Genomic DNA, 26,173 nt, shown 5'->3' with positions numbered 1-26,173 from the left:
GCCGGTTTGCTCCAGCGAAAGAGAGGTTGGCATGACCGAGATGCTGCAGCGCGCGTTCGAACTGGCCTCACGGCTGCCTGATGAGGAGCAGGACGCGCTCGCCGTCCATGTGATGGAAGAAATCCAGGCTGCAGGCGAGGATCCCTTCGCCGAGACGCTCGAGACGTTTCTCGGGGATTCTCTGCGCCGGCCTTCTGCCACGCCCGAAGAGATGGCGGAGTTGCGGGAGATGGCGAAGAAGGAGCCCGGCATCGCGGCGGCTCTTCGCCTTGCTGAGCAGGGAGGGCTCGACGTCGAGACGATCCTCGCGGTCCGCAACGCCGGATGATCCTGGCGGATACTTCCATCCTGATCGAATTCGCGCGAAAGCCGACGTTGCCGGTTGCGCGCGTCGTGGTTTCCGGGCGGCCCGCCGTATGTGGTGTGGTGGTGGCCGAGATGTACACGGGAGATCGGGGAGGAGCCCAGCGCGCCGACGTCGAAGCAACGCTGCGGCTGTTCGGGCGCGTTCCCATCGATGAGCCGGTATGGGAGCTCACGGGGCGCATTCTGGGTGCGATGGCCCGCCGGGGAACCAAGATCAAGTTTCCCGATGCCGTGATCGCCGCTACCGCCATCTACCACAAGCTCCCTCTCTGGACTCGCGATGCACATTTCACGTGGGTGCAGGCGGTGTTCCCCGAACTGACCCTCTTCGACGAATCCAGCGCCTGACGGCCGGTCCCGGATTTGCCACGGGAGCGGCGGCGGATCGCTTCGTTATGGATGGACGTTTCGGACTCGGAGGAGAAAGACCGTGACCGAAGTCGCCCGGCCTGGCGGACGCAGGCGGTACGGATTGGCGGGCATTCCCTGGTGGATGCTGGCGCTGCTCCCCGTCATCTTTGCGGGGGGCATTGCCCTGGCGCGCACCTCGTCCAGCGTGCCGGCCAGCTTTGGGCCGCGCGCGGGGGTCCCCGACTCCCTGCGCGAGCTGCGCGTGCCCACCCCCAAGACGCCGCAGCTGCTGAACGCCACCTACCTGCGCCGCGCGGTGGAGAAGGTGGACTCGTCGGAGCTGGTCATCCAGTCGCTGGCCGACCGCTACCACATCACCCGGACCATGGCCCGCATGGTCCACGACGCCGCCGTGGAGGTGGGGCTGGACCCGGAGCTGGGATTCCGCCTGGTGCGGGTGGAGAGCGTGTTCGACCCGGACGCCATCGGCGCGGGGGGCGCCACCGGGCTGGTGCAGATGATGCCCGGCACGGCGCGCGACATCGACCCCAAGATCGACACGCGCAAGGAGCTCATCGACCCGCACACCAACATGCGGCTGGGCTTTGGCTACCTGCGCGAGATGATCGAGCGGTACGAGGAGCACGGCGCCGACGCGGTGCGGCTGGGCGTGATCGCCTACAACCGCGGCGAGATCGCCGTGGACCGCGCCCTGCGCCGCGGCGCCGATCCCGAGAACGGCTACGGCCGCCGCATCCTGGGCCCCCGCGCCCACGGCGGACGCGAATACCAGGGCAAAGGCATCATCCCCCTCCCCCCCGGCGCCGAAAAGGATGGCGACGCGGAGGGCGAAGACGGAAGCTGACGTCCGCCTCAGCGAGTGCCGCTACCCCATCACCGCAATTGACTTCCTGAGTGGGTGTTGACAAACCTCCCAGCGTGATTGACTTCCTGAGGGAGGCGCCGCCCCGCAACTCGCTTGTACACTGCACCCTGGCGCCGACCGAAGGACCTCGCCAGCAGAACGACGGGGCTGGTCCCGCGGCATTGAAGCCGGCCCCGCATCGCCGGAGAGCAGGTCCTTCGGTCGCGCGCAGGCCGTTGTGTGGAATCGGGTTACACGTGGTGCGCTCCCTCAGGAAGTCACCGCTCTGTTGCGATCCGAGATGTCCAGCAAACCTCTGGGCAACGCTGAAAGGGCCGGACGCCATCGCGGCGCCCGGCCTATTCCATCTCTGGGAAATGCCCGCCCATATCCATACTGGATTCCGACAAAATTGTCATTCTGAGGGAGGCGCCGCGCGGTGCTCTCCTTTCGCCCGGTAGCATGGCGCCGACCGAAGAATCTTTGTCCGCAACGGCAGGATCTTTCCGTCACGCGGGGTTCCCGGGCGATGCCCGGGAAGGGTTCCGCGCGAGGGGCGGGAGATTCTTCGGTCGCGCCACTGGCTCCGCGGCTTTTCCGCCAGTGTGGGGCGGGCGCTCTCTCAGAATGACAGGTATTTTTCCGGATTCAGTATCAGCCGTTGCGGCGGGGGCCGGAGGGGGTGGCGCGCTCAATGGCCTGCTTGAGCGAGCTTACCCGTGCCGCCACGTGCGACCGCTCGGGGAGCGCGGCGGAGAGCGCCGTCAGGACGTCCGCGGCGCGGTCGGCGACGGTGCTGGCGCGGCACTCGATGGCCCGCTGCTGGATCTGCCGGGCGAGCGCGCGGGCCCGGCCCTTCTCCGGCTCGGCGACGAACAGGCCGCTGTTCCGCTCCGGCGCGCGAACCAGGTTCTCCAGGCGGTATGCGTCGGATTCCATCTGCAGGCACGCCTCGTCACGGTACGGAGGCGCATCGTCGTAGTCATCCCTGGGGCGGTCGTCCCACCCGCCGCCGGGGCGCCGGCCGGGACGGCCTTCATCGTACCACCCGTCTTCCTCATACGGGTGCACCAGCGCCATGTAGACGATGGCGGTGGCCTGCGCGCGGCTGAGCGTGCGGCGTCCGCCCTGCACGCCCAGAAGCTCGGCCCAGGTGTCCTGAATGGCTTCCACCTGCCGCTGGGTCAGGCGGTTGGGTCGAAAGCCGTAGTGGCGCACGGCCTGGTTGATGAGCTGCTCGCTGCGGCTGCCCTGCCAGCGTGCAACGCCGGCCTGCGCGTGTGCGTCGGCGGCCGTCGAAAGGGCGAGTGCAAGCGCCGCGAAGGCGAGGATCTTTCGGATGCGGATCATGGGTGTGTCTCGTGGCAAGGAGTTTGGCCGATGGGAGATCGCGGAAGATCGTCCGGCGGGTCGCTCCCCAGGATGGCAACCGCGGCGCCTCCGCCGCCGATCCTGCACAAGATGATGTAATCAAATCAGATAGGTGGAATCAACACCGCGACGGCGCGTCCCTCATCGTCCACATAAGGGGACACTTCGAGTGACGCGCCCCGACGCGAGGTTCGCGGGATGGCGCGCATCATCCGTATGTTCCGTGTACCGGCTTTCCGGCTTTGTCGGGGTCTGCGGTAGCCGCGGGGCTGGCGCGGGCTGCCGCGTCGGCGCTCCAGCAGTCAGAAGGTAGATTCCTCGGCCCCGCGGCTGCGGCGCGGGCGGAGGGGCGCGGGGTGGATGGGCCTCGGAATGACAGGGCCCGGAGTGGTATCTACAGACAGAGAGTCGAGATGAGCGAATCATCCACATCGCCGGATGCGGGGCTGCGGGAGCGGCTGGAGCGGGCGGCGGAGGGGCTTACGTACGGCAGCGAGTCGGACCGGCCCTTCGAGTTCTTCTTTCTTCCCGGCGGCGGCGAGCGGGCGCCGGGGGCGGAGGCGTTCGGCCGGCTGATCGGGGCCGAGGGGCGGGTGGAGGAGCGGGACCTGGACGACTTCTTCATGCGGCACGCGGAAACCAGCGATCCGTACGACACGGAGGCACAGGCGCTGCGCCCCCGGTACGAGGCGCTGCGCGAGCTGCTGCGGACGGAGCTGCGGGGCACCACCGTGTATCGAACGGGGCGCATCGAGGTGCAGTGCTACGTGGTGGGCGGCGATGGGCGGGGGAACCTGGCGGGGGTGCGGACGGTGGCCATCGAGACGTGACGGATGGGCGCGTAAGGCACGGTCCCTGCTACACATCCGTGACGCGGCCGACCCCGGAAAGCCTTGACCGCAGGTGTCTGATAAGGTAAGTTTCAGTGTTCTCCCGCGGTACCTGCGCCCTCCCCTGACCCGAGGGCGCGTTCCTTTTTCCGGAACCCTCCCCACATGAACCATATCACGATGCGCGGCCTGGGTGCCGTTGCGCTTGGATTGGTGCTGGCGGCATGCAGCAGCGACCAGGTGACGGACGCGGCCAGCACGGGCGCACGCCTGGACCTGCAGGCCACGGCCGTTTCTCCGCTGGTGATCAACGAGATCATGCCCAACCCCGCCGGGGTCGACGACACCCTGGGTGAGTGGTTCGAAGTCTACAACACCGGTACCGCGGCGATCGACCTGCAGAACTACATCATCGCGTCGAACAACGACGCGGTGCACGTCATCAACCAGAGCGTGGTGGTGCCGGCCGGCGGCTACGCGGTCATCGCCCGCAGCGGCGACGCCACGAAGAACGGCGGCGTCACGGCGAACTACTCGTACGCCCACCAGCAGTTCAACCTGAACAACAGCGCCACCGACTGGCTGGCCCTGCGCGACCCCTCCGGCGCCTCGCTGGACTCGGTGAGCTGGGGCACCGCGTCGCCCCCGACGGGCGCGTCGCGCGGCCTGAAGGACCCGGCGCTGGACAACCTGGTGATGAGCGGCGCCAACTGGGCCACGCAGACCACCGTGTACGGCCTGGGCGACAAGGGCACGCCGGGCGCCGCGAACGACGGCGCCACCGCGCCCCCCCCGCCGCCGCCCCCCGTGGGCGGGACCGGCAACGTGGTGATCAACGAGGTGCTGGCGGACCCCCGCGCGGTGCTCGACGCCGCCGGCGAGTGGTTCGAGGTGCACAACCGCGCCACCACGCCGGTTGACCTGGCGGGCTGGACCATCGCCTCGGGGAACGACGTATCGCACACCATCGCCGGCAGCGTGGTGATCCCGGCCGGCGGCTTTGCGGTGCTGGGGCGCAACGGCGTGACGACCACCAACGGCGGCGTGACGGTGACCTACGTGTACGCCGGCGCCACCACGCTGAACCTGGGCAACGGCACCGACTGGCTGGCGCTGCGCGACGGCGCGGGCGCCACGCTGGACTCGGTGGCGTGGACCAGCGTGACCGCGGGCACCGCGCGGGCGCTGATCGACCCGGCCAGCGACAACGTGAGCATGAACGGCACCGCCTGGACCAACTGCACCGTGCCCTTCGGCGCGGGCGACCTGGGCACGCCGGGCGCGGCGAACAGCGGGTGCACGGGCGGCGGTGGCGGCGGCTCGGTGAGCCTGAGCATCAACGCCCCGCGCCAGATCCCCGTGGGCTACACCAAGCCGGCGTTCCCCACGGCGCGCAACTCGGCGGGGCAGGTGGTCACGGACGTCACCTACACCTGGACCAGCTCCAACCCGTCGGTGGCGGCGGTGGACTCGCTGGGCTACATCAACGGCCTGGGCACGGGCACGGCCACCATCACGGCCACGGCCAGCAACGGCGCCTCGGGAAGCGCGTCCATCGAGATCCTGCCGGCCGACGTGCCGACCCCCTCGGTGTACCGCAACCACGTGGAGTTCGGCACGCCGGACGGCGCCACGGGCGTCCTGGTGAACCGGCGCGAGTACGTCTCGTCGTACAGCGAGACCCGCGGCGCGCCCAGCTGGGTGTCGTGGAACATCAACGCCACGCAGTTCGGCGCGGCGCCGCGCTGCGACTGCTTCACGGCCGACCAGACGCTGCCGTCGAACGTGTACAGGGTGGTGGACTTCAACTACCGCAACGGCGGGTACGACCGCGGCCACATGGTGCAGTCGGAAAGCCGCACGGCGACGTTCCAGGAGAACGCGGCCACCTTCCTGATGACCAACATCGTCCCGCAGGCCGGTGAGAACAACCAGGGCCCGTGGGTGCAGTTCGAGAACCACCTGAACGACCTGGCCCGCCAGCAGGGCAAGGAGATCTACGTGGTGGCCGGCGGCGAGTACACGGCCAGCCCCGCCACGCTCAAGAACGAGGGCCGGGTGCAGATTCCCGCCTTTACCTGGAAGGTGGCGGTGATCGTGGACGGCGGCGAGGGGCTGGACGACGTGCACGGCACGGGCGACCTGCAGGTCATCGCCATCCGCATGCCCAACGACACGGCCACGGCGCGCGGCATTCGCAACAACCCGTGGACGATGTACGAGACCACGGTGGACGACGTCGAGGCGCGCACGGGCTACGACCTGCTGGACGCGCTCCCCAACGGCATCGAGCGCATCGTGGAGAGCAAGGACCGCGCGCCGGTGGCGGCCACGGACGGCCCGTACGTGGGCATCGAGGGCTCGGCGGTGCTGCTGAGCGCCGCGGCGAGCAGCGATCCGGACGGCGACGCGCTGACGTACGCGTGGAGCTTCGGCGACGGCGCCGAGGGGACGGGCGCCACGCCCAGCCACGTGTACGCCGACAACGGCAACTACCAGGTTCGGGTGATCGCCACGGATCCGTACGGCGCGGCCGACACGGCCACCACCACGGTGACGGTGATGAACGCGGCGCCGTCGGTGGCGGCGTTCGCGGGCGGCCAGCTGCTGCAGGGCGAGACGTACGCGTCGGCGGGCACGTTCGCCGACCCGGGCGCCGACGAGTGGACGGCCACGGTGGACTACGGCGACGGGGCCGGCGCGCGCCCGCTGGCGCTGGACGGCAGCGGCTTCGTGCTCTCGCACCGCTACACGTCGGCCGGCACCTTTACGGTGACGGTGCGCGTGACGGACGACGACGGCGCCGAGGGCGTGCGCACGGCGACCGTGACGGTGCAGTCGCCGGCGCAGGCGGTGGGCGGCGTGGCCGGCGCGGTGGACGCGCTGGTGGCCAACGGCTCCATCAGCCGCGGCAACGGCAACTCGCTGAACGCCAAGCTGCGCGCGGCCGAGGCGTCGCTGGGGCGCGGCCAGGGCCACGTGGCGGTGAACCAGCTCAACGCGTTCGTCAACGAGGTCGAGGCGATGGCGGCCTCGGGCCGGCTCTCGGCCACGGACGCGGCGCGGCTGACGGCGGCGGCGCAGCGGGTCATCGGCAGCATCGAAAGCCTCTGATCCACCCCACGGCGGGGTGACGGAGAGCGGGGCCGCATCCACACGGATGCGGCCCCGTTCGCTTTGTTTACGCTGTCCAGCATTGGCGTGTTTTGACGATGCTGAACGCGCCTCTTGTTAAGCCGCCTCCGGGGCCGTAGACTGGAGAGTGTAACAACTATCGATTTATACGGTTTGGACGCTGGCCGGACGGCCGGCGCCATGGGGAGGTGACGCGTGCCTCCGCCTAGCCCGCACGTGCCCCTCGAGGCCATCCGGGAGGCGGCGCGCCGCGCCGTCGCCGAAATCTCCCTGCGGGCGGTGGCGCGCAGCATCCCGATGAGCCCCATGGGCTTGCAGCACTTCGTCAACGGGACGCGGCCGTACCGCTCTACCCTGCGCAAGCTCACAGCGTGGTACGTGAACCGGGGCGCCAGCCGGGGAGAGTTCTCGGAGGAAACAGCGCAGGCCGCGCTCGCCATCCTGCTGGACGGCATCCCCGAGGGTCAGCAGGCCGACGCCCGCGCCGCCCTGCTGGACCGTCTCACCAAGCTGCACGAGGACGCGAACACGGAGGTGCCGGCCTGGCTGGCCCGCCTGCGCGCCGGCGAGCCGCCCGATCCGGGGCCGGGTAGCGCGGGCTGAGCCTCCCTCCGGCGTCCGCTGATTCAGGCGCCGGCGGATCCGCACTCCGCAGACTCCCCGATCGCTCCGGGGCATCCACTCAGGGTGCTCCGGAGCGTTTTCGCGCGCCCACACCCCGCGATCGACTCCGCCTCCGCTTCGTGGGGCCGCTCAGCCTCCCATCTACACAGGCGTCTGGGCAACGGAGAGGATTCTGCACCCGTGGCAGAAGCACCACTCATCTGGGCCCTCGGTTGCGCCCGCCGCCCCCATCCAGCCAGCGTTGGCTCCGCATTGCCCCCAGGCACCTCCACCCCCTTCCGCACACTCCGTTTACTTCATAGCCTTTCGCGTCCACTCCCACGCCACGCCTGTCGATCACGCATTTCTGTAGGGGGGTACGCGTGGGACTTGTGTTCATGTCGAATATGACATAGGTTACCATGCAACCTGAGCGAAAGCCGCTGGTGTGGCTGCACGGAGAGGTAAAGTCGCCACCATTCTCCGCGGCGGCACGGATCGAGGCAGGAGAACTGCTTCAACGCCTTCAACTTGGCAGGATGCTGGGCCTGCCCCACTCACGGCCCATGCCCAGCATTGGACCGCATTGTCATGAACTGCGAATCGTGGACGAGGACAGGAACTGGCGCATCGTCTATCGGATCGATCCCGGTGCGATCCTGATTGCCGAGGTGTTCCGCAAGACGACCGTGGCCACTCCACACCGCGTCATCGACGCCTGCAAGCGTCGTTTTCGCCGGTATGACGAAACCAAACGAGGTGAGCGATGAATGAGAGCGAGCGCAAGCGGCTGGAAGCGGACGGTTGGAAAATTGGAGACACCCAGGAGTTTCTGGGCCTCTCGGACGAAGAGATGGCTTACATCGATCTGCGTATCGCGCTGAGCGACGCAATCCGGGCGCGTCGCACGGAGGGCGGCGTCACGCAGGCGGCGCTGGCGGCCAGGCTGGGGTCCAGCCAGTCACGCGTGGCCAAGATGGAGGCGCGCGATCCGTCCGTGTCGCTGGACCTGCTGGTCCGCGCGCTGCTGGCAACCGGCGCCACCGTGCTCGACATCGCGGAGGCCATCGCGCCGGAGCGCCGTGCCGCCTGATCGGCGGCGCGGGACCGGTCCGCTCCGGGGCCGGGTGGCGACGTGCCTCCGGCCTCACGCACCCTTCTGGATTCGGAATGAGCCACCCCCTGCTGGCTTCGGCCCTCCTGGCCTGCTCCCTGGCGGCGGCCGTGCTGGCGCCCGCCGAGTGCTCGGCCCAGAGCCCCGCCGACACCCTTCCTCCCGACGCCTACGTACAGGACTTCGATGCGCTGTGGCAGGAAGTCCGTGACGGCTACGCCTACCTGGACGGCTCGCGCACGGACTGGGACCGCGTCCGCGCGCTGTACCGGCCGCGCGCGGCGCAGGCGCGCGGCCGGCGGGAGTTCCTGGGCGTGCTGGAGGAGGTTGTTCGTGAGCTGTACGATCCGCACGCCCACGTGGGCGCCAACACCGCGGCGTCGCCGCGGATGGTGCCGAGCGGCACCGACGTCTGGGCCGAGTGGCGGCAGTCGCGCGCCGTCATCACCGACGTCCGCGCGGGGTCGCGGGCCGAGCGGGCCGGCGTGCGGGCGGGACAGGAGGTGACCTCCATCGGCGGCCGGCCCGTGGACGAAGCGGCCGCCGAGTACCTGCCCCGCACCCTCTCCGCGCCCGATCCCGCGGCGAACGACTTTGCGCTGCGGGCGGCGCTGGCGGGCCGGCACGACGCGCCGGTGCGGCTGGAGCTGGCGGACGAGAACGGAGTGCCGGCGACGGCGGAGTTTCAGCCGGGCGTGTACGACCGCCCGGAGGCGCCGCTTACGGCCGAGCGGCTGGACGGCGGGATCGGCTACGTCCGCATCCACAACTCTCTGGGCGACACACGCCTGGTCGCGGCGTGGGACTCGGCGCTCGCGGCGCTGCGCGACACGCGGGGGCTGGTGCTGGACCTGCGCGACACGCCAGGCGGCGGAAACACCACCGTCGCCCGCGGCATCCTGGGGCGGCTGATCGCGGAGGAGCGCCCGTACCAGCGCCACGAGCTCGCGGCGGAAGAACGGCGGCACGGCATCCGCCGCATCTGGGTGGAGCACGCCGCCCCCCGCGGACCCTTTACGTACACGCGGCCGGTGGTGGTGCTGGTGGGCCGATGGACCGCAAGCATGGGCGAGGGGCTGGCGATCGGGCTGGACGGCATGCGCCGGGCGCAGATCGTCGGAACACCGATGGCGCGGCTGCAGGGCGCCCTGTACGACGTGGTCCTGCCGCGCACGCGGTTCACGGTGCGCATTCCGGCGGAGCGGCTGTACCACGTGGACGGCACGCCCCGCGAGGCGTGGTCGCCCGGAATCCGCCCTGACCCACCCCGCCACCCCGGCGACGACCCCGCCCTCGCGGCCGCGCTGGAGATCCTCCGGGCGCGCTGACTTCCTGGTGCCCGGTGCAGAGAAACGGAGGCGCGGGAGCGACGGCGCTTCCGTGCCTCCCCGCGTACGGAGCCGATCCCTGCCGATGCGGCGATCCACGCGGCGCACGGGCGGCGGCCTGCCGCGCGGCGACTTGTGTTTGCACCCGGGCAGTCCTATTCTCAACCCCCGCCATGGACGGCGTCCAGCCCGTGATTTTCATCCGCCAAACCGCGGTTTTCACCATCTCCCGACAATGACCAGAGCCCCACGCTTTCCTGCGCCGCGCCGGCTGGCGTACGCGCTGCTGCTGGCCGCGCTCCCCGTCCGCGCGCAGGAGTTTCGCCCGGCCGCGACGTTCGTGCAGATCAACGACGTGTACCGCATCGATCCCGTGGAGAACGGGGCCGTGGGCGGGCTGGGACGCGTGCTGACGGTGGCGGAGCGCGCGCGACGGGCCACGGGCGCGACGGTGCGCATCCTCCATGCGGGCGACTTCATCGCGCCGTCGCTGGAGAGCCGGTACTTCGAGGGGCAGCAGATGATCGACGCGCTCAACTTCCTCCATGCGCGCGCGCCGGTGATCGCCGTTCCGGGCAACCACGAGTTCGACGAGCGGCGGCCGGGGATGCTGGCCAACGCCATCAAGGCGTCGCGCTTTCCCTGGCTGGCCGGCAACGTCCGCCTGAACACGGGCGACGCAGAGGCCGACCGCCGCCTGGGCACGGACACGGTGATCGAATCCGGCGGCATGCGGATCGGCATCTTTACCCTCACCTTCCTCGACTCTCCCCGCGAGTACGCGGCGTGGGACACGACGTACGTGGCGCTGGCGGAGCGGCAGATCCAGGCGCTGGAGGCGCGGCGCGTGGACGCCATCGTCGGGCTGACGCACCTCGATCTGGGCTACGACCGGCAGATCGCGGCGCTGCGCGCCACCCATCCAAAACTGCTGTGGATCGCGGGCGGGCACGAGCACTTTCTCATCCACCACCCGCTGACGGACAGCACCGCGGCCATCACCAAGGGCGACAGCAACGCGCGGCGCATCTGGCAGGTGGTGGTGGGGCGGCGCGGCGGCCAGCCGGCGCTGCGGGCGGACTCCATCCCCCTGGACGCGTCGGTGGCGGTGGACCCCGCGTACGCGCGCGACGTGCAGCAGAAGTGGGCCGCGCGGATGCGGGAGAAGGTGCCCTTCTTCGACCAGGTGATCGGGCGCAGCACCACGCGGATGGATGCGTCGGAAGAGGCGGTGCGCAACCAGGAGAGCGCCTGGGGCAGCTGGCTGGCGGACCAGATGCGCACCGCCTTTCCCACCATCCCGGCGGACGTGGCGGTGCTGAACGGCGGCGCCATCCGCATCGACGACGCGCTGCAGGGCGAGATTCGCTGGGAGCACCTGGCGCGCACCTTCGGCTTTCCCACGCGGGTGGGCTTGGTATGGCTGCGCGGGCGCGACCTGCGGGAAACGGTGCTGGAGCGCGGCGTGTCGGGCGGGCGCGGCGAGGGGCGCTTTCTACAGGTTTCCGGCCTGCGCTTCGCCTTCGACCGCAGCCGCCCGGCGAATCAGCGCGTGACCAGCGTCGAGATCCAGCGCGGCGCCGCGTGGGAGCCGCTGGACGACAACCGCGTGTACGTCGTGGCCGTGCCGGACTACCTGTTCAGCGGCGGCGACGGCTACCTGTTCCACAACCGCGCGCTGCTGAGCGTGCCCCCGGGCCCGGACGTGCGGCTGATGGCGTTCGACGCACTCTCCGCGGCGTACGCGAATGGACAGGCGATCGGGCCGGCGGCGGAGGGGCGCATCGTGGAGGCGGGCGTGCAGCGGTGAACGGGTGAACGGGTGAACGGGTGAACGGGTGAACGGGTGAACGGGTGAACGGGTGAACGGGTGAACGGGATGATCGAACTTCTGTTTGCTCTGTCAAGTTCCGAGCGAGTCTGAGATCCACGGACACACTTCAGGAGACGCTGCGTTGAGCGAAGCCGCATTCAACACCGCACCGGCGTTCGCGCCCAGCGAGCTGGTCATCCTCTTTGGCGACCGGTTCGTGCCGGAGGCGGGAATGCTGGGATTCAAGGAAGAGGTGCTCACCAGCGGCGTGAAGGTGGGCTCGCAGACGCTGATGGAAGCCGCGATGAAGGCGGCGCTCTACGCGGTGCACCGCTCCGGCGCGGCGCGGCTGGACGTGCGCGCCGGCAAGGCGATGTTCGGGCTGATGAACACGACGAAGGTGTTCCTGCTGCCGGGATCGGGGACGGCGTCGTTCCCGGCGGGGACGCTGGAGTCGGCGCTGGTAGAGGCGGCCGCGCTGGAGCAGGAGGTGGTGGACGTGCTCTCGCACTTCATCGGCGAAGAGGTGAGCAACCCGCCGCAGCGCGCGCTGGGGCTGATGAAGCGCGGGATGTCGGAGCGGGGGCTGCTGGAGGCGCAGATGAAGACGACGATGATGGTGTTCACCACCATCGACTACGTGCTGCCGGCCGCCACCCGCGCCGCGGCGCAGGCGCAGCCGCTTGAGCCGGTGCAGCACCTTCTGCGTGAGGCGGAGCAGCGCGAGCCGGAGCTGGACAGGGCGGTGCAGAAGGCGATCGACGCGGCGCGCGTCCGCATGACGGAAAGCCGCGACTGACGCCGGACCACACATCACACGGGAACCACGCCGGAAGGACGAACGCACATGAAGCAGTATCTGGTGGTTCTGGGAATCGTGGGCGCGATCACGGCGGGAATCGTGTTCTTCGTGCTGAAGGGCAGCGCCGCCGACAGCAAGCGGCAGTCGGCCGAGGCGCCGGCCATCGGGTTCGTGGCCACGCCCACGCGGTGGAACGACGGCGAGGACGACCAGGACGGGCACACGCTCACCTTCTCGTTCGTGGACGCGGCCAACGGCGTGCACGCGCAGACCATGGAGCGGATCTCGTGGTACGACAGCGCCAAGACGTACAAGGTGTGCTACAACCCGCAGGACGCGAAGGACTGGAAGCTGTACCCGGCGGAGCACGTCTGCGGCAGTTGAAGTGGAGTGCGTTAGTGCGGGAGTGCGGGAGTGCGGGAGTGCGGGAGTGCGGGAGTGCGGGAGGAAGTTGAAACAGCGGGCGCGCTTCGCGCGGGGCCCTCACCCGCGGCCTGAAGAGCCGCACCCTCCCGCAAGCGGAGAGGGATACACGGTACGGGCCGCGGTTCGCTTCGATTGGGCGCGAGGGACGGTGCGTCTCGCTGTCCACAAAGCGGCACGAGACTACGCCGCGAACACAGGAGTGTCATTCCGAGGGAGCGCCGCGCTGGACCATCCCGCACATCCGCGCCCAGCGCGCGACTGAGGAATCTACCGTCGGCTGCTCGTGGCGCTTCGACGCACATCGCACGCGCGGTGGCGAGCCCTGGCGACCGGGCATTGTCGGACTTCCTCGTGGCCGCGGCTTGGGTGCGGGCTGCCGCGTCGGAGTTCGAGGAGGCGGAGAGTAGATTCCTCGACCCTGCAATCTGCGGCGCGAGAAGCGGATCTGGAGTGGCCGGGCCTCGGAATGACAGTCCCGGGTGATCACAGGGTGCCGGGCTCGCCCCTTCACCCCTTCACCCCTTCACCCCTTCACCCGCCCCCCGGCGCGCCTCTTGCCTCTGCCGCGCGCGTAAAAACTCAACTCACGACAGAGCCAAACAATGGGCATCCGGCACTGGATCAGGAAACGGATGGCGGAGGACGCGGAGAACGGCGACGAGTCGCCGCCGCACGGCTCCATCATCAACGCCATCTTCGGGCGCGAGCCGCCCACGCTGCACGCGCTGGGCGAGTACGACCAGAAGACGTATCCCGGCGAGCTGGAGGAGCTGCTGCGCCGGCGCGCCGAGGTGGCCAACGAGCTGATGGAGATGGACCTCACCAATCGCACCTCCCGCATCGAGGCCATCCCCCAGCTGCAGCAGCTGCTCCGCACGTACCCGCATCCGCTGGCGTACGAGACGCTGATCAACGCGTACGTGGACGCGGCGCGCTGGGACGAGGCGCGCGGCGCCGCATTCGCCGCCCGCGAGCGGCGGACGCAGGTGGCGCGCTCGCCCTACCTGGAGATCCGCTGCGAGATCGACCGGCTGAACGAGTGGTCGCCGGACGAGATCGAGCTGCTGCGCCAGGAGCGCGAGGGAGCGGCGCCCGCCGCGGGCTGACCACAGCCCGTCCGGCCCCGCTCCATCGAACGATCGAACCCCGCCACGCACGGATGGACGCGCGTGGCGGGGTACGTTTTTTCTCCATATCTGCAAAACCCTTGCATCCGTGCGGTCCGTGGGCGTATCGTGAGCGGCATTCACATTCTGCCGATCCACACTCCGTCCGGATGGCCCGCACGACCGCTCCTCCGTGCCGCGCCACGCCGCGGCGCACCCCGCAGGCTGACCCGTTGCCACCGTACGCGCGCAGGCACCCCCGCCGGCGCGTCCACCCCCATCCGTGAGGAACCCATGCGGCTCCCGTCCGGACGCATCCTGCTGTTTCTGCTGGCACTTCTGCTGGCCCTGCCGGCCCACGCCCAGGGCCAGACGGGCGGCGTGCGCGGCACCATCCGCGACGTGACCTCGTCCGCGCCGCTGGGCGGCATCCGCGTGGAGGCCATCGCCGCGGACGGCCGCACCGCCGGCTCGGACGTGACCGCGCAGAACGGCACCTACGCCATCTCGGGGCTGGCGCCGGGAAGCTACGCGCTGGTCATCTCGGGCACCGACATCCCCGTCCGCCGGCTGGACGTCACCGTGCGCGCCGGGCAGACCTCGCGGGTGGACGCGCAGGTCTCGTTCGGCAACGTACGGCTGGACCCGGTGGTGATCTCGGCCAGCAAGCGGCCCGAGAAGGCGACCGACGCGCCGGCCCGCGTCGAGGTGGTGAGCGAGGCGCAGATCCAGGCGCGCCCCGCCGTGACCCCCGTGGACCACCTGCGCAGCGTGCCCGGCGTGGACGTGGCGTCCACCGGCATCCAGTCCACCAACGTGGTGGCGCGCGGCTTCAACAACATCTTCTCGGGCTCGCTGCACGCCCTCACCGACAACCGCATCGCGGGCGTGCCCTCGCTGCGGGTGAACTTCCTGCACTTCGTCCCCAGCAACAACGAGGACGTGGCCCGCATGGAGGTGGTGCTGGGGCCGGGCGCCGCGCTGTACGGGCCCAACACGGCCAACGGCATCCTGCACATCATCACCCGCTCGCCGCTGGACGACCAGGGCACCACCGTCAGCTTTTCGGGCGGCACCCAGGAGCTGTTCCAGACCGAGTTCCGCACCGCGCACCTGCTGACGGACGACATCGGCTTCAAGCTGAGCGGCCAGTACATGCAGGCCAGCGAGTTCGAGTACACGGACCCCGCCGAGGCGGCGGAGCAGGCCCGCTTTCGCTGCGTGGTCGACGCCACCGGGTGCACCCCGCAGCAGATCGGTGCCGCGCGCTTCGCCCGCACCGACCTGGCCCGCGCGGTGGGGCTGGACAGCCTCTCGGCGCAGGCGCGCATCAACCGCATCGGCACGCGCGACTTCGACGTGCAGCGCTTTGCCGGCGAGGCGCGGCTGGACTGGCGGATGATGCCGTCCATGACCACCGTGTTCTCGGCGGGGATGACCGACGCCGCCAGCGGCATCGAGCTCACCGGCCTGGGCGCCAGCCAGGTAAAGGACTGGAAGAGCAGCTACTACCAGGCGCGCACCACCTGGAACCGCCTGTTCGCGCAGGTCTACCTGAACCGCAGCGACGCCGGCGAGACCTACCTGCTGCGCAACGGCGCCCCCATCGTCGACCGCTCCAGCCTGCTGGTGGGCCAGCTGCAGCACGGCTTCAGCATGTGGAACGAGCGCCAGAACTTCACCTACGGCGCCGACTACCTGCACACCACCCCGGTCACCGAGGGCACCATCAACGGGTGGTACGAGGACAACGACGAGACCACCGAGCTGGGCGCCTACCTGCAGTCCGAGACGGACCTCTCCGAGCGGCTGGAGCTGGTGCTGGCGGGCCGCGTCGACTCGCACTCGGCGCTTCCCAACCCGGTGTTCTCGCCCCGCGCGGCGCTGGTGTTCAAGCCGCGCGAGGGCCACGCGCTGCGGCTGAGCTACAACCGCGCGTTCAGCACGCCCAGCTCGCTGAACCAGTTCCTTGACCTGGGCTCGGCCATCCCCAACGCGGCGCTGGCCGGGCTGGGCTACTCGCTGCGCATCCAGGGGACGGGCGAAGAGGGCTTCCGGTTCCGCGGCGAGGACGGCAGCTACCAGGTGCGCTCGCCCTTCACCCCCACCGCGATGGGCGGGCCGGCGCAGCTGCTTCCCGCCAGGTCCACGGAGCTGTACCCGCTGGCGGTGGGGGTGCTGGCCGCCAACGGCGCGTTCAACGCCAACCCGGCGCTGGGCCAGTACCTGAGCACCCTGCGCCCCACGGCGGCCCAGGTGGGGCTCAACTATCTGGACGTGGTCACCGGCGTGGGCGGCTCGCTGGCGGACCTGGAGCTGAACGACATCGAGCCCATCCGCGAGTCCATCAGCTCCACCATCGAGGCGGGGTACAAGGGGCTTCTGGCCAACCGGCTGCTGATCGCGGCCGACGTGTGGTGGTCGCGCCGCGAGGACCTGGTCACGCCGCTCACCATCCAGACCCCGCTGCTGCTGCTGAACGGTCCGCAGCTGGGCGCGTACCTGGTGCCGCGCTTCATGGCCGACCTGGGGATGAGCCAGGCGCAGGCCACCGCCACCGCCACGGCGCTGCTGGGCCGGCCCGCCACCGAGACCGCCCCCGCCGTCCCGGGACTGGCGACGATCCCGGTGGGCGTCATCTCGTCCGACGACGTGGACGCCCGCGGCGGGCAGCTGCTGGTGACGTACGTCAACGTGGACGAGACCATCGACCTGTGGGGCACCGACGTGTCGGCCACGGCGCTGGTGGGCAACGAGTGGCAGCTGGGCGCGTCGGCCAGCTTCATGAGCGAGGACGTGTTCGAGACGGAGAGCGCCGGCCTGGTCACCCTGAACGCGCCCAAGTGGAAGGGCACGCTCACCGTGGACTACGACAACGACGACACCGGCCTCTTTGGCCAGGTGCGCATGCGCTACAGCGACGCGTTCCCGGTGAACTCGGGCGTCTACGTGGGCACCGCGTGCCTCAACGAGCCCGGCGACCCGGTGCCGGCGCTGCAGGAAGCCTGCGTCGACAGCTACACGCTGTTCGACCTGAACCTGGGCTACCGTCTGCCCATGGTGCGCGGCGCCACGCTCAACGTGCTGGTGAACAACCTGCTCGACGCCGACTACCGCCCCTTCCCGGGCACGCCCACCATCGGCCGCATGCTCATCGCCCGCATCCGCTACGACTTCTGAGGATGCCGGTGTAGGGGTTCCGGGGCTGGACGATGAGGAAGGGGAGCCGCGGGTCGGCTCCCCTTTTTCGTTGTTTCGGACGTGGGAGGGAACGGCGGGGGTGGGCGTGTCCCTCCGCTGCGCTCCGGGCCGGGCTGCGCGCGCCGTAGGCAACGATACAACTGTTGCCAACGGCGCCGAGCCCCCGGCGCGCACCATCCTCCGCGCGTTCCCGCCACTCATGTGCATGCGCGCCGGGTTCTCCGCCCTGCGGGCGCGCATCCCTCACGCGACTGCCTCCCGCGCGCAAAACACCTTCGTCGCGCGATCGAAGTCTCCCCTCTCCGCGCGGAGAGCGACCGGGGGAAGGGCCATCCCCGCGGGCGCAGCGCAATCCCATCTGCCGAGCCTCTGCCCCGGCCCATCCCAACCTCCCCCAGCAGTTTTGGGGGAGGTGGGCGAGTCATGCGAGCCCGGAGGGGGCGCCGGCCGGATGCACCGGCCACCAGCCGAAGCGCGATCGAACTCTCCCCTTTCCGTGCGGAGAGCAACCGGGGGGAGGGACCATCCCCCGGGCGCAGCGCAATCCCGTCTGCCGAGCCTCTGCCCCGGCCCCTCCCAACCTCCCCCAGCTGTTTTGGGGGTGGTGCGAGCCTAAGCGAGCGGAGGGGGCGCCCGCGGACGCAGACCAGACTCTCGCCGCGCCACTGAAGTTCTCCCCTCTCCGCGAGGAACGAGCGGGAAGGGGCCGGGGGAGGGGCCTCCCGCCACGCGCACCGATCCCTGCGGACACACCTCCACGCCCCGATCCCCCACCCTCCCGCTCCCAATCCGCCATCGCTGCTGCTGCTCGCAATTGCGGTACGATTTCTGATTCCTGGATTCGTAACAGCGCCGATCAGACGTCAATCTACGGGTGGATGGAGCGCGCTTCGCGGGGGAGGGGCAGATGTCGGAGATCACGGCCTGGGAAGGTGGCGGCGCGGGCCACGGGGAAGACCCCGTCCTGCACCAGATGGAGCTGGCGGCGCGGACGTACCGCGGCACGCGCGAAGCGTGGCGCCAGCGCGAGGCGGAGCTGTTCGCCGAGCTCAACGAGCAGCGCGTGTCGGCCGAGCGCCAGCGCAAGCGCGCCGAGTGCCTTGACCGCTCCCTGCGCGACATCCACGGCGCGCTGTTCGGCGGCGACGTGTACCAGCTCATTCTGCAGGCCTGCCTTACCATCACCGAGGCCACGCGGGGCGTGTACGTCACCACCCGCCGCCCCGGCGAGCGGCTGCGCGTGCGCGCCGCCATGGGCGTGGGCGAGGTGAACGTGGACGAGCCGTCGCCCTTCCTGGCCGCCATCTGCCGGCAGGTGCTGGACGGCGGCGACACCATGGTCTGCAACACCACCGAGCCCCAGTCACAGCTCCCCGCACCCGGTCCGGGCGAGCGCTTCCGCAACTTCGTGGCGACCCCCGTGGTGCTGATGGCCGACCTGGACGGCGTGATCGTGGCCGCGGACCGCGCGCAGGGCGAGTTCGACCGCCACGACGCCGACTCGCTGCTCAGCGTGGGCGACCAGGCCGCCGTGGCCGTGCGCAACCGGCGGCTGGAGCGCGAGCTTCAGCACGCCTACCTGGCCACGGTGAGCATGCTGGCCGACGCGGTGGAGGCCAAGGACCCCTACACCCACGGCCACTGCGAGATGGCCTCGCGGTACGCGCGAATGGTGGGCGAGCGCATGCGCCTGCCCGAGTACGAGCAGGCCGTGGTGTGCTATTCGGCCCTGCTGCACGACGTGGGCAAGATCGGCGTGAGCGACGGCGTGCTGAACAAGCCCGGCCCGCTGCTGCCGGAAGAGCGGGAGCTGGTGCGGGCGCACGTGCGCGTGGGGCACGACCTGCTGCTTTCCGTCCCCGCGCTGGGGCCCGTGGCCGACGTGGTGCTGCACCACCACGAGTGGTACGACGGCACCGGCTACCCGGACGGCATGCGCGGCGAGCAGATCCCCATGGCGGCGCGCATCGTGGCGGCCGTCGACGCGTACTGCGCCATGATCAGCCGGCGCAGCTACAAGGAGGCGTACACCGACGCGCACGCCCGCTCCGAGCTGGTCCAGGGCGCGGGAACCCAGTTCGACCCGCGGGTGGTCGAGGCGCTGCTCGCCGTCCTCGACGACCCCCGCGGCGCCGACGCGGACGACGACTTCGACGCGGAGTGCGGCCTGCTTCCCGAGTTCCTGGCCCTGAGCACCGGCGCCGGCCCCGTGCAGTTTCCCCCGCCCCCGCGCGCCGTCCAGATCTCGCACGGCTGACCCGGAAAAGGGATGATCGTACAGAGGAACAGAGTCAGACAGAGAAAGCGGGCTGAAATCATCTTGGCTTCCTCTGTCTGACTCTGTTCCTCTGTACCCATCAGGTGTTGATTTCCCGGATCCGGTATCATCATCACGCGGAGGCGCGGAGGAGAACAGGATGGGGGGGTGCAAAAGAAACGGAGCCAGCGGGAGACGTATCGTCCCCCGTTGACTCCGTTTTCTCCGTCCGAACCCGATCTTCCGCTCTGCGCCTCCGCGCGAGGCCCCATTGCCTGGCGGTGACCCGTCAGCTCACCAGCGAGCGGCCTCGGGCCTTGGATTCGTACAGCCGGCGGTCGGCTTCGCGGATCAGCGACTCGGGGGTTTCGTGCTCCGGCGCGTACGCCGCCACCCCCGCGCTGATCCCCACGGCGCCGTCCAGCCGGCGCCGCACCCGCTCCGCCAGCGCGTTGGCGCCGTCTACCGTGGAGCCGGGAAGGATCACCAGGAACTCGTCGCCGCCGTAGCGCACCAGCACGTCGGAGCCGCGCGCCTCCGCGCGCAGGGCGGCGGCCACCTCGCACAGCATCCGGTCGCCGGCGTCGTGGCCGCGGGTGTCGTTCACTTCCTTGAAGCCGTCCAGGTCCAGCGCCATCACCACCAGCGGCTCGCCGCGGCGGGCGGCGGCCCAGGCGTGCGCCATCACCACCTCCATGTGGCGGCGGTTGCCCAGCCCGGTCAGCGGGTCGGTCAGCGAAAGCGAGCGCACGCTGTCGATGAGCCGCACCCGCCGCAGCGCCATCTCGGCCTGCAGGGCCAGCGCACGCAGCACGTCCCAGTCCTCCGGCTCGAAGATGCGCTCCTCGCGCCGCTCGGTCAGCACCAGCACGCCCTCGTCGCTCACCGGCACGTGCGCCAGCAGCGCCGTCGCCGGATCGCCAAAGAGCGGCGCCGCGAACTCGGCGGTGCCGCCGCGGCGGGCGTCTTCGGACAGCAGCAGCCCCGCGGTGGACAGGCGGTCGTCCCACACGATGCAGGGGCGGTGCTCGCCCGGGCGCGCGTCCGGGGCGGCGGGCGCGCGAACGATGCCGCGAGCACGGTCGTGCACCAGCGTAAGCGCCATGTGCGCGCCCACGATGCGCAGCGCGTGCGAGGCCAGCGCGCGCCACACGCCGTCCTCGCAGTCGGCGGCGTTCAGCTCCTCGAAGTAGCCGATCAGCTGGTCGGGAAGCTGCTGCCGCTTTTCGGTGCGCAGCTTTTCGCGCAGGAAGACCGAGGCACCCACCGCCGCGCGGTCCATCAGGTCGGGGTTGTCGCTCCCCTGGGGAACCATTCCCGCCACGGCACCCGTTACCAGCATGCCCTCGCAGCCGGGGCCGTCCAGCAGCAGCACCAGGCTCTCGCCGTGCTGGCACTGCTCGGGGAGCTGGTCCAGCATCTCTGTGCCGAACGGGGCTACGTCCCGGCGGCGCGCGGCGCGCCGCGCCGGAAGCTCGCCCCCCGCAATCCAGCCCGTCGGCCGCGCCAGCACCAGGCGCAACCGACGGTCATCCGCACGCCGCACCATCATGACAGCACTCCCGCTAGAAACGAAAAAAGGCCCGGCGGAATCCCGAACCACGGAGCATCCACCCGGCCCGTATCTGCAAGACCCCAAAAGAGTTATGGAAGATACACCTGTTTCCTCAACAGGTCAATCGCCGTCCTCTGGCGGGGACGGCGGCGAGCGGAAAATGGCCGATGGGGGCGGTACATGTCCGGCTCGGACGGTGAGGGCAGAGGGAACGGCACGAGAAACCATGGGGGCTCTGTGGGATACCACATCCGACAGAACTGTCGTTCTGAGGGAGGCGCCACGCAGTGCTCCCTTTGCGCTCGAGAGCATGGCGCCGACCGAAGAATCTCCATGCCGGGCGGCAGGATCTGTCCGTCAGGGGGCGGGGCGATGCCCGGGAAAGGTTCCGCGCGAGCGGCGGGAGATTCTTCGGTCCCGCCAACCGGCTCCGCGTTTCCCGGCGGATCCGGGATGGGCGCTCCCTCCAGAATGACGGGTGTTTTCGCGGATTCAGCAGGGGCCACATACAAAAAGGTGCGGGGAGACCGAAACTTCCGGCCCCCCCGCGGGGTCCCCCCAGACCCCATCCCCATCCGTGCATCCCCTCTTATACCGGCTCCGGCACCCCTTCGGGCTCCAGCTTCATCAGGCTTTCCTCCACCCTCGCCAGCTCGGGCGCAAAGCCCAGGGCGCGGTACACGTCGCGGGCGGCCTCGAGGTAGCCGCGGCCCTCCTCGGGGCGGTCGCACGCGCAGTGCAGCTGTCCGTATCCGTGCAGGATGGCCGCCTCCGTCTTGCGGGGCAGGGCGCGCTCGTGGCACACCCGCAGCGCCTGCTCGTAAAAAACGAACCCCTCCTCGTCGCACCGCTCGCGCGCAATGGCGCCCAGCAGGGTGTACACGTCGATCAGGTCGGGCACCAGCCGGTGGACGATGGCGATCTCCTCGGCCCGCCGCGCCTCGTCCTCCGCCTCGAGGAGCCGGGCCTGGCCCCGCAGCGCCTCGCCCAGGTTCACGCGCATGGTGAGCTCCCAGTGGCCCTCCGCACCCTCCAGCGCGTCCCGGAAGATCGCCTCGGCGGCGGCGGAGTCGCCGTGCTCCATCAGCAGCAGGCCGCGGTTGTTCAGCCAGTACAGCCGCGCGTCGGGCGCGCCCGACTGCTCCATCCGCTCGCGGGCCCGGTCCAGCAGCCGCTCCGACTCGGCCAGGTCGCCCTCCAGCATGGAGAGCGCGGAGAGGTTGATGTACAGCGGCCACTCCACCGCCGGCTGGCCCAGCCCCTCGGCCAGCTGCAGCCCCTGCTCCCACCAGGTGCGGGCGCGGTCGCGCTCGCCGCGGTCGTGGCACACGTTGCCCAGGCCCTGGCAGGCGATCACCTGCCCCTCCGCGTCCAGCGCGTCGGCCGCCAAGTGAAAGCTCTGCTCGTACCAGTTCCAGGCCTCTTCCAGCCGCCCCGCCGTCCGCGCCGTGCGGCCCAGGCGGCGCAGCGCCACCACGTGCGGCTCCTTTTCGCGCAGGTCCTGCGAGATCCCCAGGGCCATGCGGTAGATGCGGTCCGCCTTGTCCAGCCGCCGCGCCGTCTCTTCCATCTCGCCGGCCTGGATCAGCATCTCGGCCGCCGTGGCCGGGTTGCCGTTCTGCTGCTCGCGGATGGCGCCCAGCACCACGTCGAACAATTCGCGCAGCCGCTGCTGGCTGCGGTCCAGCCGCACGCGCACCAGCTCCTCCACCCGGGCGGGGTCCACCACCCGCTTGCCCACCGTGGCGTACGCGCCCGAGCGCGCCCACAGCTTGTCCGAGTCCACCCGCGAGGCGCCGATCAGGGCGTCGCTCAGCGGCAGAAAGTCCTCGTAGTCGGGCACCAGGGCCAGCGCGCGCTCCACCAGCAGGTGGGGCGGTGCGGACTTGCTCATGGCGGGGGGCACGGGTCGCCGGTCGCGCGCCGCGGTCAGCCGCCGGCCAGGACGATCTTGCCGCCGTAGGTGCTGAAGTGCGGCGTGGTGCTGCTGAGCACCGTCCCCAGCGCGTTCACGCTGCCGCCCAGCGACGTCCATCCGCCGTTCTCCCAGCGGGCCACCTCGATGGGGTCGCCCGTCAGCAGCACGCCCGTCAGCGGAAAGCTCAGGGTGACCGGCGTGCTGAACTGCGTGCCGTGGGGCCCGAACTCCGCGACCAGCCGCTTGCCCAGCACGTTGTCGGTGGGCAGGTCGATGGTGACGGTGGTGTTCTGCGACAGCGCGCCGGCGGGAATGTCTACGCGAAAGCCGTTCAGCTCCACGAAGCCGCCCTGGCTGGCGACGATGTACTTTTCGGCGTGCCGGGTGCCGGACAGGTCCGGCATGGAGACGAACTTCAGCACGCCGTTCAGGTCGATGCTGTTGCCCAGCACGTTCACCGACTGCTCGGGCGTGGCGATGACGGGCTGCGAAACGTCGGAGCACCCGGCCAGCGCGAACAGCGCGGCAACAGCCAGGGCAAGAGAGCGACGAGCGTTCACCGGATGGGCTCCTGGGGGGAGTTGGCAACGGCCGAATGCGGCGTCTGCCTCGACGCCGAATCAGGTTCGGCCTCTCTACCTAGCAGGTGCCATGCCCAGTTCCTCGCGTGCAAATTCCGCGTACTTGCTGGATTTTCTGCGGCCGATGCGGATCGGGCATTCCCCGTTTTCGTGATCTTGCACCTTTTTGGTGAAACAGCGGGTGGTGCACCAGAGCGGGGCGGAGGAGGGCAATGGGGTGGATTGCGGGTGGACGATCGAACTGCGTCGGCGGGGGGCCCCTCCCCCGGCCCCGCCCCCGGCCCCCCCGCTCGTTCCTCACGGAGCGGGGAGAATTCGGGCGCGCTACGGATAGCTTGGAGCGAGGGGCGGGCGCCCCCTCCGGGCTCGCATTACTCGCCCACCTCCCCCAAAACTGCTGGGGGAGGTTGGGGGTGCCGCTGGGCTCCAGGCTCGACGATGGGGATCGAGCTCCGTCCGAGGCGGGCTCCCTCTCCCGGCCTCTCCCCTCGTTCCTCGGGGAGAGGGGGGAATTCGATCCGCTCCGGACAGTCCGGCGAGCACGTCACCTCCCCGCGCGGTTTGCGGGGGAAGGGGCGGGGAGGGGGGGCGGCCCACCATCCCGCACCACATCATCCGAACCGCCCCACACGCATTCGCCGTCTATACCCTCTCCCGGTCGCGGGAGAGGGTGCGAGCCTGAGCGAGCGGGTGAGCGCCCCCGCCGACGCAGCTCGATCCCCGCTCTCCTTCCGCACTCCCGCACTCCCGCACTCCCGCACTTACGCACTTACGCACTTACGCACTTCGCTATCCCCCTACCCCGCCCTCCAGCCCGTACTCCCGGATCTTTCGCGTGAGCGTGTTGCGGTGCACGCCCAGCACCTCCGACGCGCGGCCCAGGTGGCCGCCGACCAGGATGAGCACCTCGCGGATGTGCAGCCGCTCCACGTCGGCCAGCGGCAGGTCGGGGGTGTAGCCCGGCAGCGGAGATCCGCCCGCGGCGGGCTCTCCCGTGTCGGGCGGCCGCAGCTGGTCCAGCGGCAGGTGCTCCGCCAGCAGCACCGGCCCGTGCGCCAGCAGCACCGCGCGCTCCAGCACGTTCTTGAGCTCGCGCACGTTGCCGGGCCACGGGTGCCGGTGCAGCACCTCGAGCACGGGCCGGGCGATGCCGCGGATGGAGCGCCCGTACCGCACCGCGTACTGCGCCACGAAGTGGCGCACCAGCAGGTCCAGGTCGCCGCCGCGGTCCGCCAGCCGCGGCAGGTTCAGCGTCACCACCGCCAGGCGAAAGTACAGGTCCTCGCGAAACGTCCCCTCGCCGATGGCCGCGCGCAGGTCGCGGTTGGTGGCCGCCACCACGCGCACGTCCACGTGAATGCGCCCCTCGCCGCCCAGCCGCTCGATCTCGCGCTCCTGCAGCGCGCGCAGGATCTTGCTCTGCAGCGGCAGCGACATGTCGCCGATCTCGTCCAGGAACAGCGTGCCCCCGTGCGCCCGCTCGAACCGCCCGATCTTGCGGGTGATGGCGCCCGTGAACGCCCCCTTCTCGTGCCCGAACAGCTCGCTTTCCAGCAGGTTCTCGGGGATGGCGGCGCAGTTGATGGCCACGAACGGCCCGGCCGCGCGCGGGCTGTTGCGGTGGATGGCCTTGGCCACCAGCTCCTTGCCCGTTCCGCTCTGCCCCAGGATCAGCACCGTCGCGGGGCTCCCCGCCACCCGGCCCACCATGCGGAACACCTCCAGCATGGCCGGGCTGGCGCCGATGGCCGCCTCCTCGTCGCCGTCCTCGTCGCCCGCGGGGGCCAGCGGCACCACCTCGTCGCCGGCGAACACCTGGCGCAGCATCCCGGCCAGCTCGCGCGCGTCCACCGGCGCCGCCACCAGCCCCAGCACCCCCAGCCGCGACGACTCCACCATCGCCTGCATGGTGGGGCGCGACGCCATCAGCACGATGGACGCCGCCGGCACCCCCGACTCCACCAGCCGCGCCACCAGCGTCATGTCCACCGCGGGCAGGTCCATCGACAGCAGCAGCGCGTCGGGCGCGGCGGCACGCAGCAGCTCAAGCCCCTCGCCCAGCGAGGCCGCCACCCGCACGTTCGCCCGCCCGCCCGTCGCCTCCAGGGCGGCGGCGCGCGTCTCCGGCGCGGGGTCCACGACCAGCACGGACGGAAGCGGCACGGCCCATTCTGCGGATTGGGGAATGTTTCGAATGACGCATTATGGGGGATTCTGCAAAATGGTGCAACGCACCCTCGCCCCACACGCAACGCCGCCCCGCGTCCGGAGTGCCGCGGATGGTTCTGCGCGAGCGGCGGGCGCCCCCCTCCCCGGCCCTCCCCGCAAACTGCGCGGGGGAGGGTGACGCGCTCGAAAAGCTTTCCGCAGCGGGATTGGATTCTCCCCTCTCCCCAAGGAACGAGGGGGAGGGGCCGGGGGAGGGGGCCGTTCCGGACGCAGCTCGATCCCGTTCGCCGAGCCACCACCCGCGGCTTTACCCCAACCTCCCCCAGCAGTTTTGGGGGAGGTGGCGAGCCTGAGCGAGCCGGAGGGGGCGCCCGCTCCTCGC

20 protein-coding genes are annotated in these 26,173 nt (G+C 70.5%); 15 read left to right on the top strand and 5 right to left on the bottom strand.

Annotation, left to right across the window (positions count from 1 at the left end):
• Positions 1–31 precede the first annotated feature (31 nt).
• The 3 genes from VGC13_RS12825 to VGC13_RS12815 all read left to right on the top strand — a co-directional run bounded on the left by VGC13_RS12825 (position 32) and on the right by VGC13_RS12815 (position 1,582).
• On the top strand, positions 32–328 hold the full coding sequence (locus VGC13_RS12825) for a hypothetical protein (RefSeq protein ID WP_331125647.1): 297 nt from the start codon (positions 32–34) through the stop codon (positions 326–328).
• Positions 325–714: a type II toxin-antitoxin system VapC family toxin gene (locus VGC13_RS12820; protein ID WP_331125646.1), complete on the top strand. Its 390-nt coding sequence runs from the start codon at positions 325–327 to the stop codon at positions 712–714. Before VGC13_RS12825 ends, VGC13_RS12820 begins: the two co-directional genes overlap by 4 nt.
• 82 nt (positions 715–796) lie before the next feature.
• Entirely contained in the window at positions 797–1,582 is a 786-nt protein-coding gene (locus VGC13_RS12815; RefSeq protein WP_331125645.1) for a transglycosylase SLT domain-containing protein, read from the top strand.
• 654 nt (positions 1,583–2,236) lie between these two features.
• On the opposite strand, the gene VGC13_RS12810 is transcribed toward VGC13_RS12815, so the two are convergent.
• The gene (locus tag VGC13_RS12810; RefSeq protein ID WP_331125644.1) at positions 2,237–2,932 is read right to left on the bottom strand and encodes a hypothetical protein; all 696 of its coding nucleotides are present in this window, start codon (positions 2,930–2,932) and stop codon (positions 2,237–2,239) included.
• A gap of 434 nt (positions 2,933–3,366) precedes the next feature.
• On the opposite strand from VGC13_RS12810, the gene VGC13_RS12805 reads away from it, so the two are divergent.
• From VGC13_RS12805 to VGC13_RS12750, 12 genes are all read left to right on the top strand, one after another.
• Positions 3,367–3,783, top strand: coding sequence for a nuclease A inhibitor family protein (locus VGC13_RS12805; RefSeq protein WP_331125643.1), 417 nt, complete (start codon positions 3,367–3,369; stop codon positions 3,781–3,783).
• A gap of 165 nt (positions 3,784–3,948) precedes the next feature.
• Positions 3,949–6,897, top strand: coding sequence for a DNA/RNA non-specific endonuclease (locus VGC13_RS12800; protein ID WP_331125642.1), 2,949 nt, complete (start codon positions 3,949–3,951; stop codon positions 6,895–6,897).
• Positions 6,898–7,113: 216 nt separating this feature from the next.
• Positions 7,114–7,521 (top strand): hypothetical protein, encoded by a 408-nt coding sequence (locus VGC13_RS12795; RefSeq protein WP_331125641.1) that lies wholly within the window; start codon positions 7,114–7,116, stop codon positions 7,519–7,521.
• A gap of 422 nt (positions 7,522–7,943) precedes the next feature.
• Positions 7,944–8,291: a type II toxin-antitoxin system RelE/ParE family toxin gene (locus VGC13_RS12790; RefSeq protein ID WP_331125640.1), complete on the top strand. Its 348-nt coding sequence runs from the start codon at positions 7,944–7,946 to the stop codon at positions 8,289–8,291.
• Positions 8,288–8,614, top strand: coding sequence for a helix-turn-helix domain-containing protein (locus VGC13_RS12785; protein WP_331125639.1), 327 nt, complete (start codon positions 8,288–8,290; stop codon positions 8,612–8,614). Before VGC13_RS12790 ends, VGC13_RS12785 begins: the two co-directional genes overlap by 4 nt.
• A gap of 77 nt (positions 8,615–8,691) precedes the next feature.
• Positions 8,692–9,963: a S41 family peptidase gene (locus tag VGC13_RS12780; protein WP_331125638.1), complete on the top strand. Its 1,272-nt coding sequence runs from the start codon at positions 8,692–8,694 to the stop codon at positions 9,961–9,963.
• A gap of 235 nt (positions 9,964–10,198) precedes the next feature.
• A complete protein-coding gene (locus VGC13_RS12775) occupies positions 10,199–11,773 on the top strand; it encodes a bifunctional metallophosphatase/5'-nucleotidase (RefSeq protein ID WP_331125637.1) in 1,575 nt (524 codons plus the stop codon).
• A 145-nt stretch (positions 11,774–11,918) separates the two neighbouring features.
• Positions 11,919–12,575, top strand: a complete 657-nt coding sequence (locus VGC13_RS12770) for a hypothetical protein (protein ID WP_331125636.1) — start codon at positions 11,919–11,921, stop codon at positions 12,573–12,575.
• A 48-nt stretch (positions 12,576–12,623) separates the two neighbouring features.
• A complete protein-coding gene (locus tag VGC13_RS12765; RefSeq protein WP_331125635.1) occupies positions 12,624–12,962 on the top strand; it encodes a hypothetical protein in 339 nt (112 codons plus the stop codon).
• Between the two features lie 674 nt (positions 12,963–13,636).
• Complete coding sequence (locus VGC13_RS12760) at positions 13,637–14,110, top strand: hypothetical protein (protein ID WP_331125634.1); 474 nt, start codon at positions 13,637–13,639, stop codon at positions 14,108–14,110.
• A 294-nt stretch (positions 14,111–14,404) separates the two neighbouring features.
• Entirely contained in the window at positions 14,405–17,290 is a 2,886-nt protein-coding gene (locus VGC13_RS12755) for a TonB-dependent receptor (protein ID WP_331125633.1), read from the top strand.
• Positions 17,291–18,218: 928 nt separating this feature from the next.
• Entirely contained in the window at positions 18,219–19,568 is a 1,350-nt protein-coding gene (locus VGC13_RS12750) for an HD domain-containing phosphohydrolase (RefSeq protein ID WP_331125632.1), read from the top strand.
• 289 nt (positions 19,569–19,857) lie between these two features.
• Here the strand turns inward: VGC13_RS12750 and VGC13_RS12745 are convergent, their stop codons facing one another.
• The 4 genes from VGC13_RS12745 to VGC13_RS12730 all read right to left on the bottom strand — a co-directional run bounded on the left by VGC13_RS12745 (position 19,858) and on the right by VGC13_RS12730 (position 25,785).
• Complete coding sequence (locus VGC13_RS12745; protein WP_331125631.1) at positions 19,858–21,120, bottom strand: GGDEF domain-containing protein; 1,263 nt, start codon at positions 21,118–21,120, stop codon at positions 19,858–19,860.
• A 592-nt stretch (positions 21,121–21,712) separates the two neighbouring features.
• Entirely contained in the window at positions 21,713–23,017 is a 1,305-nt protein-coding gene (locus VGC13_RS12740; RefSeq protein ID WP_331125630.1) for a tetratricopeptide repeat protein, read from the bottom strand.
• Positions 23,018–23,052: 35 nt separating this feature from the next.
• On the bottom strand, positions 23,053–23,601 hold the full coding sequence (locus VGC13_RS12735; RefSeq protein WP_331125629.1) for a hypothetical protein: 549 nt from the start codon (positions 23,599–23,601) through the stop codon (positions 23,053–23,055).
• Positions 23,602–24,411: 810 nt separating this feature from the next.
• On the bottom strand, positions 24,412–25,785 hold the full coding sequence (locus VGC13_RS12730) for a sigma-54 dependent transcriptional regulator (protein WP_331125628.1): 1,374 nt from the start codon (positions 25,783–25,785) through the stop codon (positions 24,412–24,414).
• Positions 25,786–26,173: the final 388 nt, after the last annotated feature.

This window comes from Longimicrobium sp. (genome assembly GCF_036399255.1).
Lineage (GTDB): Bacteria > Gemmatimonadota > Gemmatimonadetes > Longimicrobiales > Longimicrobiaceae > Longimicrobium.
Note: the sequence above shows the minus strand (reverse complement) of the source record. Positions and strands in the feature narration are given on the sequence as shown.